The sequence below is a fragment of the Pseudomonas sp. VS40 genome (assembly GCF_018587885.1).
Taxonomy (GTDB): Bacteria; Pseudomonadota; Gammaproteobacteria; order Pseudomonadales; family Pseudomonadaceae; genus Aquipseudomonas; species Aquipseudomonas pergaminensis.
The window spans coordinates 275323-293907 of sequence record NZ_JAGYWD010000007.1 but is presented as its reverse complement, the minus strand read 5'-3'; the positions used below and the strand labels follow the sequence as shown (position 1 = coordinate 293907).

At 62.7% G+C, this 18585-nt stretch carries 16 protein-coding genes; 11 read left to right on the top strand and 5 right to left on the bottom strand.

Going from position 1 to position 18585, the window contains the following annotated elements:
* Positions 1 to 136 precede the first annotated feature (136 nt).
* The 11 genes from aroQ to tspR all read left to right on the top strand — a co-directional run bounded on the left by aroQ (position 137) and on the right by tspR (position 13253).
* On the top strand, positions 137 to 592 hold the full coding sequence (aroQ, locus tag KHP07_RS22075; protein ID WP_003171482.1) for a type II 3-dehydroquinate dehydratase: 456 nt from the start codon (positions 137 to 139) through the stop codon (positions 590 to 592).
* 24 nt (positions 593 to 616) lie between these two features.
* A complete protein-coding gene (accB, locus tag KHP07_RS22070) occupies positions 617 to 1081 on the top strand; it encodes an acetyl-CoA carboxylase biotin carboxyl carrier protein (RefSeq protein WP_010213489.1) in 465 nt (154 codons plus the stop codon).
* Positions 1082 to 1098: 17 nt separating this feature from the next.
* Positions 1099 to 2460: an acetyl-CoA carboxylase biotin carboxylase subunit gene (gene accC, locus KHP07_RS22065; RefSeq protein WP_025857634.1), complete on the top strand. Its 1362-nt coding sequence runs from the start codon at positions 1099 to 1101 to the stop codon at positions 2458 to 2460.
* A 264-nt stretch (positions 2461 to 2724) separates the two neighbouring features.
* Positions 2725 to 3603 carry a 50S ribosomal protein L11 methyltransferase gene (gene prmA, locus KHP07_RS22060; RefSeq protein ID WP_099493457.1) on the top strand — a complete coding sequence of 293 codons (879 nt, stop codon included), beginning with the start codon at positions 2725 to 2727 and terminating at the stop codon, positions 3601 to 3603.
* Positions 3604 to 3633: 30 nt separating this feature from the next.
* Complete coding sequence (locus tag KHP07_RS22055) at positions 3634 to 4866, top strand: DUF3426 domain-containing protein (RefSeq protein WP_214498019.1); 1233 nt, start codon at positions 3634 to 3636, stop codon at positions 4864 to 4866.
* 185 nt (positions 4867 to 5051) lie between these two features.
* On the top strand, positions 5052 to 6065 hold the full coding sequence (dusB, locus tag KHP07_RS22050) for a tRNA dihydrouridine synthase DusB (RefSeq protein WP_099493459.1): 1014 nt from the start codon (positions 5052 to 5054) through the stop codon (positions 6063 to 6065).
* Positions 6062 to 6382, top strand: a complete 321-nt coding sequence (gene fis / locus KHP07_RS22045) for a DNA-binding transcriptional regulator Fis (RefSeq protein ID WP_003221275.1) — start codon at positions 6062 to 6064, stop codon at positions 6380 to 6382. Before dusB ends, fis begins: the two co-directional genes overlap by 4 nt.
* Positions 6383 to 6463: 81 nt before the next feature.
* Positions 6464 to 8071, top strand: a complete 1608-nt coding sequence (gene purH / locus KHP07_RS22040; RefSeq protein WP_214498018.1) for a bifunctional phosphoribosylaminoimidazolecarboxamide formyltransferase/IMP cyclohydrolase — start codon at positions 6464 to 6466, stop codon at positions 8069 to 8071.
* A 167-nt stretch (positions 8072 to 8238) separates the two neighbouring features.
* A complete protein-coding gene (gene purD, locus KHP07_RS22035; RefSeq protein WP_214498017.1) occupies positions 8239 to 9531 on the top strand; it encodes a phosphoribosylamine--glycine ligase in 1293 nt (430 codons plus the stop codon).
* Between the two features lie 114 nt (positions 9532 to 9645).
* On the top strand, positions 9646 to 12417 hold the full coding sequence (locus tag KHP07_RS22030; RefSeq protein WP_099493461.1) for a hybrid sensor histidine kinase/response regulator: 2772 nt from the start codon (positions 9646 to 9648) through the stop codon (positions 12415 to 12417).
* A 239-nt stretch (positions 12418 to 12656) separates the two neighbouring features.
* Positions 12657 to 13253: a type III secretion system genes modulator TspR gene (gene tspR / locus KHP07_RS22025; protein WP_003217330.1), complete on the top strand. Its 597-nt coding sequence runs from the start codon at positions 12657 to 12659 to the stop codon at positions 13251 to 13253.
* On the opposite strand, the gene KHP07_RS22020 is transcribed toward tspR, so the two are convergent.
* The 5 genes from KHP07_RS22020 to cobG all read right to left on the bottom strand — a co-directional run bounded on the left by KHP07_RS22020 (position 13250) and on the right by cobG (position 18542).
* Complete coding sequence (locus KHP07_RS22020; RefSeq protein WP_078046669.1) at positions 13250 to 14029, bottom strand: hypothetical protein; 780 nt, start codon at positions 14027 to 14029, stop codon at positions 13250 to 13252. The genes tspR and KHP07_RS22020 overlap by 4 nt on opposite strands.
* A 236-nt stretch (positions 14030 to 14265) precedes the next feature.
* On the bottom strand, positions 14266 to 15903 hold the full coding sequence (gene cobJ, locus KHP07_RS22015; protein WP_214498039.1) for a precorrin-3B C(17)-methyltransferase: 1638 nt from the start codon (positions 15901 to 15903) through the stop codon (positions 14266 to 14268).
* Positions 15903 to 16634 carry a precorrin-2 C(20)-methyltransferase gene (locus KHP07_RS22010; RefSeq protein ID WP_078046668.1) on the bottom strand — a complete coding sequence of 244 codons (732 nt, stop codon included), beginning with the start codon at positions 16632 to 16634 and terminating at the stop codon, positions 15903 to 15905. The genes cobJ and KHP07_RS22010 overlap by 1 nt, the downstream gene beginning before the upstream one ends.
* Positions 16634 to 17260 carry a precorrin-8X methylmutase gene (locus KHP07_RS22005; protein WP_078046667.1) on the bottom strand — a complete coding sequence of 209 codons (627 nt, stop codon included), beginning with the start codon at positions 17258 to 17260 and terminating at the stop codon, positions 16634 to 16636. The genes KHP07_RS22010 and KHP07_RS22005 overlap by 1 nt, the downstream gene beginning before the upstream one ends.
* Positions 17253 to 18542: a precorrin-3B synthase gene (gene cobG / locus KHP07_RS22000; protein ID WP_352152535.1), complete on the bottom strand. Its 1290-nt coding sequence runs from the start codon at positions 18540 to 18542 to the stop codon at positions 17253 to 17255. Before cobG ends, KHP07_RS22005 begins: the two co-directional genes overlap by 8 nt.
* Between the last annotated feature and the right edge of the window lie 43 nt (positions 18543 to 18585).

The following is an 18585-nucleotide window of genomic DNA, read 5'->3' as shown; positions in this document are numbered from 1 at the left end:
TCACCGGCCACAGTCACAAATTTCGCGCTATCCTCGGTAATCGTGCTGGCTACTGCATAGAACTGGACAGTCACAAAGGCTTTGCGGCATAGTCGCCGGGTTCTGCCGTACCCACATCAATAACAAGGAACAGCCGATGGCGACCTTACTGGTTCTTCACGGACCCAACCTGAACCTGCTCGGCACCCGCGAACCGGGCGTCTACGGGGCAGTCACCCTGGACCAGATCAACCTCGATCTTGAACGCAGGGCGCGTGAAGCCGGCCACCATCTGCTCTACCTGCAAAGCAATGCCGAGTACGAATTGATTGATCGTATCCATGCCGCGCGCGGCGAAGGCGTGGACTTTATCCTGATCAATCCCGCCGCTTTTACGCACACAAGTGTTGCATTACGTGACGCGCTGCTGGCGGTGAGCATCCCATTCATCGAAGTGCATTTGTCGAACGTGCACAAACGCGAACCTTTCCGCCATCACTCTTACTTCTCCGACGTAGCGGTAGGAGTGATCTGCGGCCTTGGCGCCAGCGGTTACCGACTGGCCCTGGAGGCCGCCCTGGAACAGCTTGAAGAACAGGCCAAGCGCCCCTGACCGACCCTTGGGAGTTGATGATTCATGGATATCCGTAAAGTTAAGAAACTGATCGAACTGCTGGAAGAATCCGGTATCGACGAGCTGGAAATCAAGGAAGGCGAAGAGTCCGTACGGATCAGCCGTCACAGCAAGACCCCGGCCCAACAGTTCTACGCGCCACAGATGCAAGCGCCGGCTCCAGCCGCTGCTGCACCGGCCGCCGCCCCTGCTGCTGCCGCTGCACCTGCCGCCCCGGCTGCACCTGCGCTGAACGGCTTCGTGGTCAAGTCGCCAATGGTCGGTACCTTCTACCGCACCCCGGCACCGACCTCGCCAGCCTTCGTTGAAGTCGGCGCAACCGTGAAAGTGGGCGACACCATCTGCATCGTTGAAGCGATGAAGATGATGAACCACATCACGGCTGAAAAAGCCGGCGTCATCGAATCCATCCTGGTAGAAAACGGTCAGCCGGTTGAGTACGACCAGCCGCTGTTCACCATCGTTTGAACCGCGGAGCGCCTTCGATGTTGAAACCTGCGAAGAAACTGCAAAAAGTCCTGATCGCCAACCGCGGCGAGATCGCGCTGCGTATCCTGCGCGCCTGTAAGGAAGAGGGCATCAAGACCGTCGCTGTTTACTCGACGGCCGATACCGAATTGATGCACGTGAAACTGGCGGACGAAAGCATCTGCATCGGCCCGCCACTGGCCACGAACTCGTACCTGAAAGTCTCGAACATCATCGCTGCCGCTGAAGTGACCGGCGCTGATGGCATCCACCCGGGCTACGGCTTCCTCGCGGAAAACGCCGATTTCGCCGAGCAGGTGGAAAAATCCGGGTTTGCCTTCATCGGCCCGAAAGCCGAAACCATTCGCCTGATGGGCGACAAGGTCTCGGCCAAGGACGCCATGATCGCCGCCGGTGTACCTACCGTTCCTGGTTCCGACGGCCCACTGCCTGAAGACGAGGCAACCGCCCTGCGCATTGGTCGCGAAGTCGGTTACCCGGTGATCATCAAGGCCGCCGGTGGCGGTGGTGGTCGCGGCATGCGCGTGGTGCACAAGGAAGAAGACCTGATCGAAGCCGCCAAGCAGACTCGCTCCGAAGCGGGCGCCTGGTTCGGCAACCCGATGGTCTACCTGGAGAAGTACCTCACCAACCCACGTCACGTGGAAGTGCAGGTGCTGTCCGACGGCCAGGGCCACGCCATCCACCTGGGCGACCGTGACTGCTCGCTGCAGCGCCGTCACCAGAAGGTGTTGGAAGAAGCGCCGGCACCGGGCCTGGATGAAAAGGCTCGCCAGGAAGTCCTGGCTCGCTGCGTCAAGGCGTGCATCGACATCAACTACCGTGGCGCCGGTACCTTTGAGTTCCTCTACGAGAACGGTCGTTTCTACTTCATCGAGATGAACACTCGCGTGCAGGTAGAGCATCCGGTTTCGGAGATGGTCACCGGTATCGACATCGTCAAGGAGATGCTGAGCATCGCCGCCGGCAACCCGCTGTCCTTCACCCAGGACGACGTGAAGATGCACGGCCACTCCCTGGAGTGCCGCATCAACGCCGAAGACCCGAAAACCTTTATCCCAAGTCCAGGCCTGGTCAAGCATTTCCATGCACCCGGCGGCAACGGCGTTCGCGTCGATTCGCACCTGTACAGCGGCTACAAGGTTCCGTCCAACTACGACTCGCTGATCGGCAAGCTGATCACCTGGGGCGCCACCCGCGACGAGGCCATGGCCCGTATGCGCAACGCCCTGGACGAAATCGTGGTGGACGGCATCAAGACCAACATCCCGCTGCATCGGGACCTGGTGCGTGATGAAGGCTTCTGCGAAGGTGGTGTGAACATTCACTACCTGGAACACAAGCTGGCTAACCAGTAAGTGCTCCACCCAACAAGGCCGCCTTCGGGCGGCTTTGTTGTTTCTGGGCCCTGGGTTTTGCTGGATGGATACATCACCCTGTGGGAGCGGGCTTGCTCGCGAATGCGGTGCATCAGCTAAAATACTCTTCACTGACTCACCGCATTCGCGAGCAAGCCCGCTCCCACATTTGTTATGTGTACACCCCTCCCGCCGCTCGCGTAAACTTGCGCCCTTTCGCAGCCCCACCCCGCTGCACACTCATTTTTTTCAAAGGTGCCCGCCATGCCTTGGCTGCAAGTCCGTCTCGCCATCAGCCCAGAACAAGCCGAAACCTATGAAGACGCTTTCCTCGAAGTAGGCGCTGTCTCAGTCACGTTCATGGACGCCGAAGACCAACCGATCTTCGAGCCGGAACTGAACACCACCCCGCTGTGGTCGCACACCCATTTGCTGGCCCTGTTCGAAGACGGCACCGATGCCGCCGCCGTGCTGGCCCATATGGAATTGCTCACCGGCAGCCCGCTGCCCGAGCATCACAGTGAAGTCATCGAAGACCAGGACTGGGAACGCAGTTGGATGGATAACTTCCAGCCGATGCGTTTCGGCCAGCGCCTGTGGATCGTGCCAAGCTGGCACGCCGCGCCTGAGCCGGATGCCGTCAACCTGCTGCTGGATCCGGGCCTGGCGTTCGGCACCGGCACCCACCCGACCACCGCGCTGTGCCTGGAATGGCTGGATGGCCAGGACCTGACCGACAGCCACGTGCTGGACTTCGGCTGCGGCTCGGGGATCCTGGCGATTGCCGCCCTGCTGCTGGGCGCCAAGGAAGCCGTGGGCACCGATATCGACGTGCAAGCCCTGGAAGCCTCCCGCGACAACGCCGGGCGCAACAACATCCCGGAAGGCAAATTCCCACTTTACCTGCCGGAGCAATTGCCCCAGGTGCAGGCCGACGTGCTGGTGGCCAACATCCTCGCCGGCCCGCTGGTGTCACTGGCACCGCAGCTGTCGAGCCTGGTCAAGCCGGGTGGCCGCCTGGCGCTGTCGGGCATCCTGGCCGAGCAAGGCGAAGACGTTGCCGCCGCCTACGCGAAGGATTTCGAGCTGGATCCGATCGCCAACCGTGATGGCTGGGTACGCATCAGCGGTCGTCGGCGCTAGAATGAGCGCTTGCCTGAATCGGATGGCCGCATGACCGACAGTTTCGTCACCCAGTGCCCGCATTGCCAATCGCGTTTTCGCGTCAGTCACGCTCAATTGAGCGTGGCCCGTGGCGTGGTTCGCTGCGGCTCGTGCCTGCAAGTGTTCAACGCCGCTCGCCAATTGCTGGAGCAGCGCGCAGCCGGCACCGCCGCGCCTGAGCTGCCGGCGGCGACCGAGCCGGAGCCGGAACCGCCGCGGGCAATCAGCCAGAAACAGTGGACGGCCGAAGAGCTGGACCTGGATAACCTGGACCTGGACGAAGAACTGGCCAAGCTGGAACGCCGCGAGATTCAACACACACTGCCCGTCAGTGCGGAACGCCGCCAGGCGGGCGCCGATCGTCGCCAAAAGGAAGAGTCCCTCAGTGCCAGCCGTGACACGGTCAAGGCCGAAGAGGAAAAATGGGCCGCCAGCCTGTTCAGCGAGCCGCCCGAAGAGCGCCCCCCGGCCACTGAAACCGAGCCGCCGCATACGCCGGCGACCCGGCAGCGCACCGAGCCGTCGATGTCGCTGCACGTTGACGATCTCGACGACGAACCGCCACTGCGCTCCACGCCAGACGATGACCACATCGACCCGCCGTTCACGCCGCTGACCAAAGCCGCGGAAGCCGCCGACCCCGACGAGCGCCCGCCCTTGCGGCGCAAACGCCCACGCCCTGAAGCCAGCGTCCATGACGATGTGCTGCAGGACCTGGAAGACGACCCGCTGCATCTCTACGCGCAAAAACGTCCGTCGGGCTGGGGCCGTCGCCTGATCTGGCTGTTGCTGGTCCTGATCGCCGCCGCAGGCCTGGCAGGCCAGTACATTGCCTACCAATTCGACGACCTGGCCCGCCAGGACGCCTATCGCCCCTGGTTCCAGCAACTGTGCCCCACACTGGGCTGCACGGTGCCGTCGCGGGTCGATATCGCGCACATCAAGAGCAGCAACCTGGTGGTGCGCAGCCATCCGGATTTCGCCGGGGCGCTGGTGGTGGACGCGATCATCTACAACCGTGCGACCTTCTCCCAGCCCTTCCCACTGCTGGAGCTGCGTTTCGCCGACCTGAATGGCAGCCTGATTGCCAGCCGTCGCTTCAAACCCGCCGAATACCTCAGCGGTGAGTTGGCCGGAGTAAGCGAAATGCCATCGCAGACCCCGATCCATATCTCCCTGGATATCCTCGATCCGGGCAATAAAGCCGTGAATTACAGCCTGAGCTTTCACTCGCCCGAGTGAATCGGTTCACGCACTGAGGTTTGACGGCGGGTTATTGACTAAGCCCCGCGCAACCAAACCGACGGCGATAAAGAAATAACTGTTCAGATTTTATCCAATTCAGCCTTTATCCAGTCATCGAGAGCGGGTATCATGCCAACCCTTTTTCGAACTCTAATGATCCGGCCCCACAACAGGGAAGTCCTATGTCGGCGGTACGCATCGGCCCATACACATTGCAGAACGGCTTGATTCTCGCCCCCATGGCGGGCGTCACCGACCAGCCCTTTCGTCAGCTGTGCAAGCGTTTGGGCGCGGGTCTAGTAGTCTCGGAAATGGTCACCAGCGACATGAGCTTGTGGAACACCCGCAAGTCGCGGATGCGCATGATCCACGAAGGTGATCCCGAGCCCCGCTCGGTACAGATCGCCGGTGGTGATGCACAGATGCTGGCGGATGCGGCCCGGGCCAACGTGGAGTTGGGGGCGCAGATCATCGACATCAACATGGGCTGCCCGGCCAAGAAGGTCTGCAACAAGGCCGCCGGTTCCGCGCTGTTGAAAGATGAGCAGTTGGTTGCCGAGATCCTGCAGGCCGTTGTCGCCGCAGTCGATGTGCCGGTCACCCTGAAGATCCGTACCGGCTGGGACCGGGACAACAAGAACGGCCTGACGGTGGCGAAGATCGCCGAACAGGCAGGAATTACAGCGCTGGCGGTGCATGGCCGCACCCGCGCCGACCTTTACACGGGTGAAGCCGAGTACGACACCATCGCTGCGATCAAGCAGGCGGTGTCGATGCCGGTGTTTGCCAATGGCGACATCGATTCAGCCGAGAAAGCCCGGCGCGTGCTGCACGCCACTGGCGCCGATGGCTTGTTGATTGGCCGGGCTGCCCAGGGGCGGCCGTGGATTTTCCGTGAGATCGAGCATTTTCTGCGTACCGGTGAAGTGTTGCCGGCACCGGAGTTGGTCGAGGTGGAACGTATTCTGCTAGAGCATCTGGCCGCCCTGCACGCCTTCTATGGAGACGTGATGGGAGTACGCATTGCTCGCAAGCATGTCGGCTGGTATCTCGCAACCCTGCCGGGCGCCAGGGAGTTTCGCGCCCACTTCAATCGTTTGGATGATACGGAAGCACAGTGCGCCAACGTTCGTGAGTTCTTCAGCGAGCGTTACAAGAGCCTGAGGACAGGGGACGGAGAGGGGGTGGCCGCATGACGATGATGACCGAGACTTTAGTGAGTGGAACAGCACCCGTGAGCGACAACGTCAATTTGAAACAGCACCTCAACACGCCGAGCGAAGAAGGCCAGACCCTTCGCGGGAGTGTCGAGAAGGCGCTGCACAATTATTTCGCCCACCTTGAGGGCGCTTCCGTCACGGACGTGTACAACCTGGTGCTCTCCGAAGTCGAGGCGCCCTTGCTCGAAAGCGTGATGAACTACGTCAAGGGCAACCAGACCAAAGCCAGTGAGCTGCTGGGCCTCAACCGTGGCACCTTGCGCAAAAAGCTCAAGCAATACGATTTGCTGTAAGCATTCAATCAAACCAGAAAGGCGCCCGCGTAAAAACGGTCGCCTTTTTTGCTGACTCCTTTGCTTTTGATGGAAATTGAAATGACCGACCAGACTACCCGCCTGCCGATCCGCCGCGCCTTGATCAGTGTTTCCGACAAGACCGGGATCCTCGAATTTGCCCGGGAGCTGGAAGCCCTGGGCGTGGAAATCCTCTCCACGGGCGGGACCTTCAAACTGCTGCAGGACAACGGCGTGGCCGCAGTGGAAGTGGCGGACTACACCGGTTTCGCAGAAATGATGGACGGTCGGGTCAAGACCCTGCACCCGAAAATCCACGGCGGCATCCTTGGCCGTCGCGGTATCGACGACGCTATCATGACCGAGCACGGCATCAAGCCGATCGACCTGGTGGCCGTTAACCTCTACCCGTTCGAAGCCACCATCAACAAGCCAGGCTGCGACCTGCCGACCGCCATCGAAAACATCGATATCGGCGGCCCGACCATGGTGCGCTCGGCAGCCAAGAACCACAAAGACGTGGCCATCGTGGTCAACGCCAGCGATTACGCCCAAGTGCTCGAAAACCTGAAGGCCGGTGGCCTGACCTACGCCCAGCGTTTCGACCTGATGCTCAAGGCGTTCGAACACACCGCCGCCTACGACGGCATGATCGCCAACTACATGGGTACCGTGAACCAGGCCGCTGAAACCCTCAGCACCGAAGGTCGCAGCCAGTTCCCGCGCACCTTCAACAGCCAGTTCATCAAGGCCCAGGAAATGCGCTACGGCGAGAACCCGCACCAGAGCGCGGCGTTCTACGTTGAGGCCAAGCCGGCCGAAGTCGGCATTGCCACCGCGACCCAACTGCAAGGCAAGGAGCTGTCCTACAACAACGTGGCCGACACTGACGCCGCGCTGGAATGTGTGAAGAGCTTCGTCAAGCCGGCCTGTGTGATCGTCAAGCACGCCAACCCATGCGGCGTGGCCGTGAGCCCGGACGCGGAAGGTGGCATTCGCCAGGCCTACGAACTGGCCTACGCCACCGACACCGAATCGGCGTTCGGCGGCATCATCGCCTTCAACCGTGAACTGGACGCCGAGACCGCCAAGGCGATCGTCGAGCGTCAGTTCGTCGAAGTGATCATTGCCCCAAGCGTCAGCGAAGAAGCCCGTGCCATCGTGGCGGCCAAAGCCAACGTGCGCCTGCTGGCCTGCGGCGAGTGGTCGGCTGACCGCGCAGCTGCCTGGGACTACAAGCGCGTCAACGGCGGCTTGCTGGTACAGAGCCGTGACATCGGCATGATCGGCAGCGAAGACCTGAAAGTGGTGACCAAGCGCGCCCCGACCGAGCAAGAGATCAACGACCTGATCTTTGCCTGGAAAGTGGCCAAGTACGTGAAGTCCAACGCCATCGTCTACGCCAAGAACCGCCAGACCATCGGTGTCGGCGCCGGCCAGATGAGCCGCGTGAACTCGGCGCGTATCGCTGCGATCAAGGCCGAGCACGCCGGTTTGCAGGTGGTGGGCTCGGTGATGGCTTCCGACGCATTCTTCCCGTTCCGTGACGGCCTGGACAATGCCGCGAAAGCCGGCGTGACCGCCGTGATCCAACCGGGCGGTTCGATGCGTGATGCTGAAGTGATCGCCGCTGCTGACGAAGCCGGCATCGCCATGGTCTTCACCGGCATGCGCCACTTCCGTCACTGATCCAACATTGCCTGGTGGGCACTGGCTTCTGTAGGAGCTGGCTTGCCTGCGATAGCATCACCTCGGTGCACTTGTTACACCGAGGCGCCCGCATCGCAGGCAAGCCAGCTCCCACAGAAAAGCGCCCACAGTGTTCCCAAGAATTTGCGTCATCCGAGGTTTTTGAAATGAATGTTTTGATCATTGGCAGCGGTGGCCGTGAACACGCCCTGGCCTGGAAAGTTGCCCAGGACCCGCGCGTCCAGAAAGTGTTCGTGGCCCCCGGCAACGCCGGCACCGCCATTGAAGCCAAATGCGAGAACGTCGCGATCGACGTGCTGGCCCTTGAGCAGTTGGCAGATTTTGCTGAAAAGAACGTCTCCCTGACCATCGTCGGTCCGGAAGTCCCGCTGGTGGCCGGCGTCGTGGACCTGTTCCGCAGCCGTGGCCTGGACTGCTTCGGCCCAACCGCCGGCGCTGCCCAACTGGAAGGCTCCAAGGCGTTCACCAAGGACTTCCTGGCCCGCCACAAGATCCCGACGGCCGATTACCAGAACTTCACCGAGATCGAGCCGGCCCTGGCTTACCTGCGTGAAAAAGGCGCCCCTATCGTGATCAAGGCCGACGGCCTGGCGGCCGGTAAAGGCGTGATCGTGGCGATGACCCTGCAGGAAGCCGAAGACGCCGTTCGCGACATGCTCGCCGGCAACGCCTTTGGCGACGCAGGTTCACGCGTGGTGATCGAGGAGTTCCTCGACGGCGAAGAAGCCAGCTTCATCGTGATGGTTGACGGCAAGAACGTCTTGCCGATGGCCACCAGCCAGGACCACAAACGCGTCGGCGACGGCGACACCGGCCCGAACACCGGCGGCATGGGGGCCTACTCCCCTGCCCCAGTGGTCACCGCCGACGTGCACCAGCGCGTGATGGACCTGGTGATCTGGCCGACCGTGCGCGGCATGGCCGATGAAGGCAATGTGTACACCGGCTTCCTGTATGCCGGCCTGATGATCGACAAAGCCGGTAACCCGAAAGTCATCGAGTTCAACTGCCGCTTCGGCGATCCTGAAACCCAGCCGGTGATGCTGCGTCTGCAGTCGAGCCTGGTACTGCTGGTGGAAGCCGCCCTGGCCCAGGCCCTGGACAAGGTTGAAGCGCAGTGGGACCCACGTCCGAGCGTCGGCATTGTGCTGGCGGCCGGTGGTTACCCTGCCGACTACGCCAAGGGCGATGTCATTGATGGCCTCGACGCCGCGGCTACGCTGGAAGGCAAGGTGTTCCATGCGGGCACCGCGCTCAAGGATGGCAAGGTCGTCACCGCCGGTGGCCGCGTGTTGTGCGCAACCGCCATGGGCGCCAGTGTCGACGCCGCGCAGCAACAAGCGTACAAGCTGGCGGCGAAGATCGATTGGAACGGCTGTTTCTACCGCAAGGACATCGGCTATCGCGCCATCGCCCGTGAACGGGGCGAGAACAGCTAAGCAGCCGCCGTCAATAGCTGTCCATTCGGCTAGGCAAGGGCCTCTGGCCCTTGCCGTATGCAGGCTTCCCCGCGCATAGTTAACTCGTGCATCAACCTACGAAGGGATTTCGCCGTGCGCTGGCTCAGGATCGCCATAGGTTTTACTGTCAGCTTGCTGACACTGCTCTGCTTGCTCCCGGCCCAGGCCGCCGCGCAAGGCAGTGGCTGGGCAGTATTGCTTGATGAACAGGCCGACCTGCAACTGAGCGACATCCGTTCCTCGCGCTACACCAATCAATTCAGCCCCATCGAACTGGACCGCATTACCGCTGCGGAACCGGACGGTGCGTTGTGGGTACGTTTCAAGCTGCAACCCGGCAAGCACGAACAAGTGCTACGGGTATTCGCCCCGGATCTGTCACACCTGAGCCTCTATGTCCTGGACGGCGACACCCTGGTGGAACAGCAAAGCACCGGCACTCGCCAGCCCCAGGCTGAGCGGCCGCTGCCCAGCAGTGACTTCATGCTGCCGATGCCCCAGAGCCAGAAGCCCCTCGAGGTCTACCTGCGCCTGGTCTCGGAGCACGAACTGCGCCCCTACATCACCCTGGAACCGGCCGTGCTCGCCGCCGCCGACCAGACCCAGACGCTGATCTACGGCCTGCTGTTCGGCTGCCTGCTGATGCTGATCCTGCACAACCTGACGCGCTTCGCCTACCACCGCTCGCGCAGCAGCCTGTGGCTGGCGGCCTGCGAAGTGCTGTTGATGCTCAGCCTGGCACTGCTGCTCAACCTGGTGGGCCCGTGGCTGCCGAACTGGCATGCGATCCAGACCCCCGGCGCCTACCTGGCGCTGCTGCTGACCGCACCGTGCGGGCTGATGTTTGCCTACCGTTTCTTCATGCCATTGGGCCCGCACCCGCTGAACAAACTGTTGATGGCCGACATCCTGTTCATCGTGCTGTGCGGCCTGCTGCTGTTGTTCGTCAACACTTTGCCGCTGAACATCATCACCTACGCCCTGGTGGCCCTGGCCGGCTTGAGCATGCTGTTTATCTCGGCCTATCACTGGCAGAAAGGCTACCGCCCGGCACGCCTGTTCGTGGCAGCGATGGTGGTGTTCAACATCGGCACGCTGATCATCCTGCCGGCGCTGCTGGGCCTGACGATGGTCTCGCCCCAAGGCCTGATCGTCACGCTGCTGGCCTTTATCTGCCTCAGCGGCCTGTTGATGAGCCTGGCGTTGGGCGAACGCCAGCGCGCAATTGTCGAGGCGCGTTTCAGCCTCAGCCGCGACCTGGCGGCGAGCAACGCCGAGATCGCCGCCAAGGCCGAGTTCCTGGCCAAGATCAGCCATGAGATCCGCACCCCCATGAACGGCGTGCTGGGCATGACCGAGCTGCTGCTGGGCACGCCGCTGTCGGTAAAGCAGCGCGACTATGTGCAGACCATCCACAGCGCCGGCAACGAACTGCTCACGCTGATCAACGAAATCCTCGATATCTCCAAGCTGGAGTCCGGCCAGATCGAACTGGACGACGTGCAATTCGACCTCAATGCGCTGATCGAAGACTGCCTGAGTATCTTCCGCGCCAAGGCCGAGCAGCAGAACGTCGAACTGATCAGCTTTATCCAGCCCCAGGTGCCTCGCGTGATCAGCGGCGACCCGACACGTCTGCGTCAGGCCATGTTGAGCCTGCTGGAAAACGCCTTGCAAAAGACCGACGAGGGCGAAGTGCTGATCGTCGTCGCCCTCGATGACCGCAGCACCAAGCCGCGCTTGCGCATTGCCGTACAAGACAGCGGCCTGCCCATGGAAGCGGCCGAGCGCGACGCCCTGCTGCACAGCGAACTGCACAGCAAGAATTTCTTCTCGGCCACCCGCCTGAACGGTCACCTGGGCCTGGTCATCGCCCGCCAGTTGATCCTGTTGATGAACGGCGAATTCGGCATCAAGAGCGGCAGCCACCAGGGCAGCACCCTGTGGCTGACCCTGCCGCTGGACCCGCAACGCCTGGAACATCCGACCTCCGACCTCGACGGCCCACTCAAAGGTGCACGGGTGCTGGTGGTGGACGACAACGACACCTGCCGCAAAGTGCTGGTGCAGCAGTGCTCGGCCTGGGGCCTGAACGTGAGCGCGGTGCCCTCGGGCAAGGAAGCCCTGGCGTTGCTGCGTACCAAGGCGCACCTGCGTGACTACTTCGACGTGGTGCTGCTGGACCAGAACATGCCCGGCATGACCGGCATGCAACTGGCAGCGAAGATCAAGGAAGACCCGAGCCTGAACCACGACATCCTGCTGATCATGCTCACCGGCATCAGCAATGCGCCGAGCAAGATCATCGCGCGCAATTGCGGGATCAAGCGCATCCTCGCCAAGCCGGTGGCCGGCTACACGCTCAAGACCACCCTGGCCGACGAACTGACCCAGCGCAGCAAAGGCAGCATCCCGCCACGCCCAGTCCTCAACGCCCCGGCGGCCGTCACCGTGCCCAGCGATTTCCGTATCCTGGTGGCCGAAGACAACAGCATTTCCACCAAGGTGATCCGCGGCATGCTCGGCAAGCTCAACCTCAACCCGGACACCGCCAGCAACGGCGAAGAAGCCCTGGAAGCGATGAAGGCCCAGCGCTATGACCTGGTGTTGATGGATTGTGAAATGCCGATCCTCGATGGCTTCTCGGCCACTCAACAACTGCGCGCGTGGGAAGTCAGCCACCAGCGCATCCGCACCCCGGTGGTGGCGTTGACGGCGCACATTCTGTCGGAACATAAAGAACGCGCACGCCAGGCCGGGATGGATGGGCACATGGCCAAGCCGGTGGAGTTGTCGCAGTTGCGCGAGCTGGTGGAGTTCTGGGTGGCACAGCGTCAGCAACGACCCGAACACGCGCCCTCCTGACCTGAAACACGATCTCCCGTAGGAGCTGGCTTGCTGTGGTGAGCGGGCTTGCCCGCGCTGGGCTGCGAAGCGGCCCTAAAACCCAACGCCGCGGAGTGCCTGACACAACGCGGCGTTTTTATTGGGGCCGCTTCGCGGCCCAGCGCGGGGCAAGCCCGCTCACCACAGCAAGCCCCTCCCACATTTGATCTCTGGCGCCTGATAGACTCGACACACTTCTCCCATCGCGAGCCACTCACATGCTCCACGTGTTATTCAGCGTCTACCTGAAAATGCTGGTGCTCTACAGCCCGTTCTTCGTGCTGTCCTGCTTTATCAGCCTTACCCGTGGTTACTCCAGCAAAGAGCGGCGGCGGCTGGCGTGGAAGGTGGCGCTGGCGACCCTGGTTTCAAGCGTGTTGCTCTACCTGTTCGGCCGGGTGATTTTCAGTGTGTTCGGCATCACCGTCGACGCCTTCCGCATCGGCGCCGGCAGTGTGCTGTTCATCTCCGCCTTGGGCATGGCCCAGGGCAAGTCGGCGGTGCAGACCGACAACGTGCAGCAAGACGTGACCATCGTGCCGCTGACCATTCCCCTTACCGTCGGCCCCGGCACCATCGGTGCACTGTTGGTGATGGGCGTGAGCCAGCCACACTGGGACGACAAGATCACTGCCATCCTCAGCATTGCCCTGGCCAGCCTTACAGTGGGCGTGGTGCTGTACCTGTCCAACCGTATCGAACGCATCCTCGGCGACCAGGGCTTGCAGATTGTCAGCCGTTTGATGGGACTGTTCGTGTGCGCCCTGGCCGCGCAAATCATCTTTACCGGCGTACGCGGCTATCTGGTGCCCTAAATCCGGTACTTGGCGATCGCCAGCTGGACCTTGTCCCCCGCACTCTCGCGCATCAGTTGCAGGGTCTTTTCGTTGACCACCGAGGTATTCAGCACCAGACACGTCTGCCCGCTGAAGGCCTCGAACGAAGAACTGTCCCACTCCAGGAAGGGCAACCCCACCTGTTTGCTCACGCCATGGGTGCTGTAGGTCACCAGCACCATCATCAGCTCCCCGTCTGTTTCAGCACAGGAGGCCAGGCCGAAATCACCGCCCTGGTGCACGGCGCTGTTGCGTTTGAACAACTCGAAAGACGCCGGCGTCTGCTTCAATGCCTCCAACGCATCGGCCGCCAGCTTTGGCAGCAGGGTCAGCAGTGGCGCGGTCAACGACGTCGACGCCAGCACGCTGGCGATGAGATTAAGCGCAGCCAATTGCACGGTCAGGCCCTTGCCCGAGCGTGACACCCGCTCGAAGCTGCTGCGTACCGGCAACCACCCCAGGCTGACCATCACCTTGATGAACTCGTCGTACCAATCTTCGGTACCCCGGTGCACGTTCAACACATCGCTGACATAGCTGCTGGCAAGCAGATAGCTTTTACGGATGTATTCGCGGTTCAGGCCGGACAGGCCTTCGGCAAAGGAAATCACGCTGTTGTTGACCACCGCTGCGTTGAAGTCGTCTTCGGTGTCCAGCGGTACAGTCTTCTGCGCGCCAGGCGCTCCCGGCAGTTTGTAGGCGGCAATCAACTTGCGCCTTTTTGTACTGTTGATCCGTCTGTGATGTCGCTCCATTTTGATTCTCCACAAGCACCCCAACTCGAGGCTTAACCCCACCCTAGTCCAGTGCCCGACGGGTTTTCCAGACGATAAAAATCCCTTGGCGCCACGCGTCAAACCCTGGCGCCCAGCAATCATGCAGGGTGCCTGGCGAGCTTCCAGAGTTCGTCGCAATAAAAAGAAAAAGCGCCGAACAACATCAGGAAATTCCCTGGGTCATTCAGCGCTTTCAGGCAGCCAACCGGTCGTTTTCAGGAGGCGGGTTTCTCGCCGTACCAGCGCGGCGTGTACACCCACTCACCGCCACCGGCACGGGGGAAGGTGCAGGTGGTGGAGGAGCCGATCAGCACCATGGTGCGCATGTCCACCTGCTCCGGCGTCAGTTGCCCAAGCGTGGTCACACGCAAGGTCTGCCCCGGGCGCCCAATATCGCGACCCAGCACCACCGGTGTTTGCGGCGTGCGATGCAGCGCGACGATTTCCAGGGCGCGCCCCAGTTGCCATGGCCGCGAACGCGAGATCGGGTTGTAGAACGCCAGGGCCAGGTCGGCCTGGGACGCGAGGTCCAGGCGCTTTTCGATAATCGACCAAGGCTTGAGGTTGTCCGACAGCGACATCACGCAAAAGTCATGGCCCAACGGCGCGCCCGCCTGGGCAGCTGTGGCCAGTGAGGCCGAGACACCGGGCAGGATCTGCAGGTCGACCTGATGCCACGCCGGGTCGTCGGACTCGTGCAAGGCCTCGATCACCGCAGCGGCCATGGCGAATACGCCAGGGTCGCCGGACGACACCACCACCACCGAGCGACCTTGGGCCGCCAGTTCGAAGGCATGGCGCGCGCGCTGCATTTCTTCGCGGTTATCGGTGCAATGCTGCACCTGATCATCGCGGAACGGCCCGGCCATGCGCACGTAGGTTTCGTAGCCGAGCACGTCGGTGCAACGTGCCAGTTCAGCCTTCACCGCAGGCACCATCAACTCGGCCGCACCAGGACCCAGGCCGATCACGGCGAGGCGGCCACGCAGACGTCCGACTTGCGACAGGTCCAACGGCTGCTCAGCGACATCGATCACGATATCGGCCTCTTGGCTGGCGCTGACGAACCGCAACGGTACGCCCAGCTCCAACGCCGCCTCATGCAGCGACGCTTCGGCCATCTGAGTATCACTGGCCAGCAGGCACGCCAGGGATTGCACGGCGATGCCGGCCTCATGCAATGCCGTGCGAACGCGCACTGCCAGCTGCGCACCGGGCTGGCAGGTCACGCTGACGTTCTTCGGGTAGATCAGCAATTCATTGGCGGCGGGTGTGCGCTCGGCACTGCCCACGTGAATCGCCAGGCGTGCCTGTTGATCCTGGGGCAGGTTGGCCTGGTCCAGCCATGGCGCCGCGCCTTCGATGCGCACGCTTTCGCCGGCCAGCAGGTCCGAGACGAAGCGCTTGCCCAGTTCCAGATCGGCCAACTCATAGCCCTTGGGCGGGTTGAGCAGGCAGGTGCCGAAACGCAGCTCGCCACTGGTGGTAATCGCAGCAGCTACGTCCAACGCAGCGGCAATCTTCCGCGCCATGACGTTCACGCCACCCAGGCCACCCAGCAACGGCACCACCGCGCTGCCGTCTTCGGCCACGGCCAGCACGGCGGGCTCTTCGCCTTTTTCCAGCAACAGCGGCGCCAGGGTGCGGATCACGATGCCGGCGGCGCACAGCACGATCAGCGGCGTGCCCTGTTGATAGAGCTGGCGCAGGGTTGCGCCGAACTCGCTGTAAGCCTGGTCTGCACCGTCGACACGCCCGGCCAGGCCATGAATCAGCGCACCGGGGTACACCTGCTGGATCTTGCGCGCAGTGACCAGGCTACCCTGGCCGAGGATGACAATCGCCGGGCTGATCAACCTTGCCACCGTTCACCGGGCACGATGATCAGCGAGAAGTACGGCGAAGACATCGGCTCCACCTCATCGAGCGGTACGATTTTCTGGTTGGCCATGGTCGCGCGCTCCACATACAACGCACGCTCGGCCAGGCCGAGCTCTTCCAGCACCTGGCGCACCTTGGGGAAGTTGCGGCCCAGCTTCATGATCACCGCTGCGTCGGCGTCCGCCAGGCGGCGCTTCAAGTCCTCATGCGGCAGCACGCCCGAGAGCACCGACAGGCTCTGGTTGCGATACACCAGCGGCGCGCCGAGCACCGAAGCGCCGCCGAGCATCGAACACACGCCTGGGATGACCTGGGCGTCGTAGCGCTCGGCGAGACGGTCGTGCAGGTACATGTAGGAGCCGTAGAAAAACGGGTCGCCTTCGCAGATCACCGCCACATCACGGCCGGCATCCAGGTGCGCGGCGACGTCAACACTGGCAGCGTCGTAGAAATCGCTGATCACTTGCTCGTAGGACATCGGTGCCGGCAATACCTCGGTGGTCACCGGGTACACCAGCGGCATCAGGGTCTGTTGCGGCACCAGGTGGTCTTCGATGATGCCGAAGGCGTTGCCCTTTTTGCCCTTGGCCACGAAGTACGCCACCACCGGCGATTCGCGCAGCAGGCGCAGGGCCTTGAGGGTAATCAGTTCCGGGTCACCCGGCCCCACGCCCAGGCCGATCAAACGTCCGCGTGCCTGCATTATTCGACCTCCGTGGCCAGGGCATTCACTGCGGCGGCGGCCATGGCACTGCCACCCAGGCGGCCCTGCATGATCACGAACGGCACGCCACGGCTGTCGGCGGCTAGCATCGCCTTGGACTCGGCGGCGCCAACGAAACCCACTGGGAAGCCGAGGATCAACGCCGGTTTCGGTGCGCCGGCGTCGAGCATTTCCAGCAGGTAGAACAAGGCGGTCGGCGCGTTGCCGATCACTACCACGCTGCCTTCGAGGTGCGGACGCCACAGCTCCAGCGCCGCAGCGGAGCGGGTGTTGCCCAACTCCCGTGCCAATTGCGGCACGCTGTCGTCGCGCAAGGTGCAGATCACTTCGTTGTTGGCTGGCAGCCGCGCGCGGGTCACGCCTTCGGAGACCATCCGCGCATCGCACAGAATCGGCGCACCGGCGGCCAGCGCATCGCGCCCGGCCTTGCCCGCACCTTCGGAGAACTGCAGGCCGTCGATGGCCTCGACCATGCCGCAGGCATGAATCACGCGCACCGCGAGTTTTTCCAGGTCGGCCGGGATGCGGTCCAACTTGGCTTCCGCGCGAATAATGGCGAAGGAGTTGCGGTAGATCTCCTGACCGTCGCGGATGTAATCAATCATCGGTGTTGCTCCGTGGGCGAGCGCGCAGCAAGGCGCCCGTCGCTTCAATGGAAAGGGTGCGCGCGTGCAGCCGGCCAAAACCTGGGTGGGCTGCATCGCGGAAATAGAGGTCGTAGTGGCCGGGGCTCACTGCCAACAGGGTCACCGGCGCAACGTGCGCAGCGGCGCAGGAACGTGGGCAGCCGGACACGTGCACATCAACGCCTGGGTCGAGCGCGGCCAGTTGCTGGGCGTCCGCCTTGGTGTCGGCCAGGCCTTTGCCGCAGCCGCTGGAGCCGGTGCAGGCCGTCATGCGCGCCAGCGGTTGGTCGACCGAGCAGAGAAAGCCCAGTTGCGCCAGGCGCTCGGTCACGGCGTGAGGCTTTTCGACGTTGGGCAGCAGCACGCCCTGCCAAGGGGTGAAGCGCAACGTGCTGTCGCCGTACTCGCTGGCGAGTTGCGCGACACCCCTGAGCATCGTCGCGTCCAGGCGACCCAAGGGTGCGATCGCAGCAACGTAAAACTGATTCTGTTGCGACTGTGGATAAGTCCCAAGGTGCAGCAAAGCGCCGTTGGGCGGGCGTTTGAAGCCGTCAACCGGCAGCAGCTTCAGGTGCAGACGGTTCCGCACGTTATCCACAGGCAGATGACGCATGCGGGTTTGTTCCGGGGTGGCGAGGTCAAGAAACGCCTCCAGCACCGCCACCACCAGCGCATGGCCCTGCGCCAACGGCACGGCCGCCAACGGTGCATCCAGCCCTGGGGAACCGGCCAGGCCAAACGCCAGGAGCGTCTCACCATCGCGTACGAAGGCCGACAGCCACACGTCATGATGATGTTCGAGCATCGCCAGGGCTTCACCGCCATCCAGTTGCACGGCGAACTTGGCCGACAGCTCATGGAAACGCGGATGGGTTTGCAGGGTGGCGAGGATTTCATCGGCCAGCGGGCGGGTGTCGAACAGCATCTGCGGGTCGATGCCGGCGCTGGGGCTGAGCATCAAGTTGCGTACATCGTCACCGGCCGCGTTGCTGGGGCCCAGGCCTGCGGCCAGCAGCTTGGCGATCAAGGCGTCCTCTTCGGCGCCGATCCCGCGAATCTGCAGGTTGGCGCGGTTGGTCGCCTCGATCACCCCGCCCGCGTAAGCCTGGGCCGCATCCGCCACCGCATGGGCTTGCTCGCTGGTGATGGAACCACCGGCCAGTTTGATCCGGCAAATCCCGCCATCCAACGCCTGGACGATACGCAGCAACCCCGGACAAGCCGAGGGGCGCAAGGTATTCGCAGTGTGTGTTGGGTTCACGGGGCTACCGGTTCACAGGTAAAGGCGCGGTATTATGCCTGCT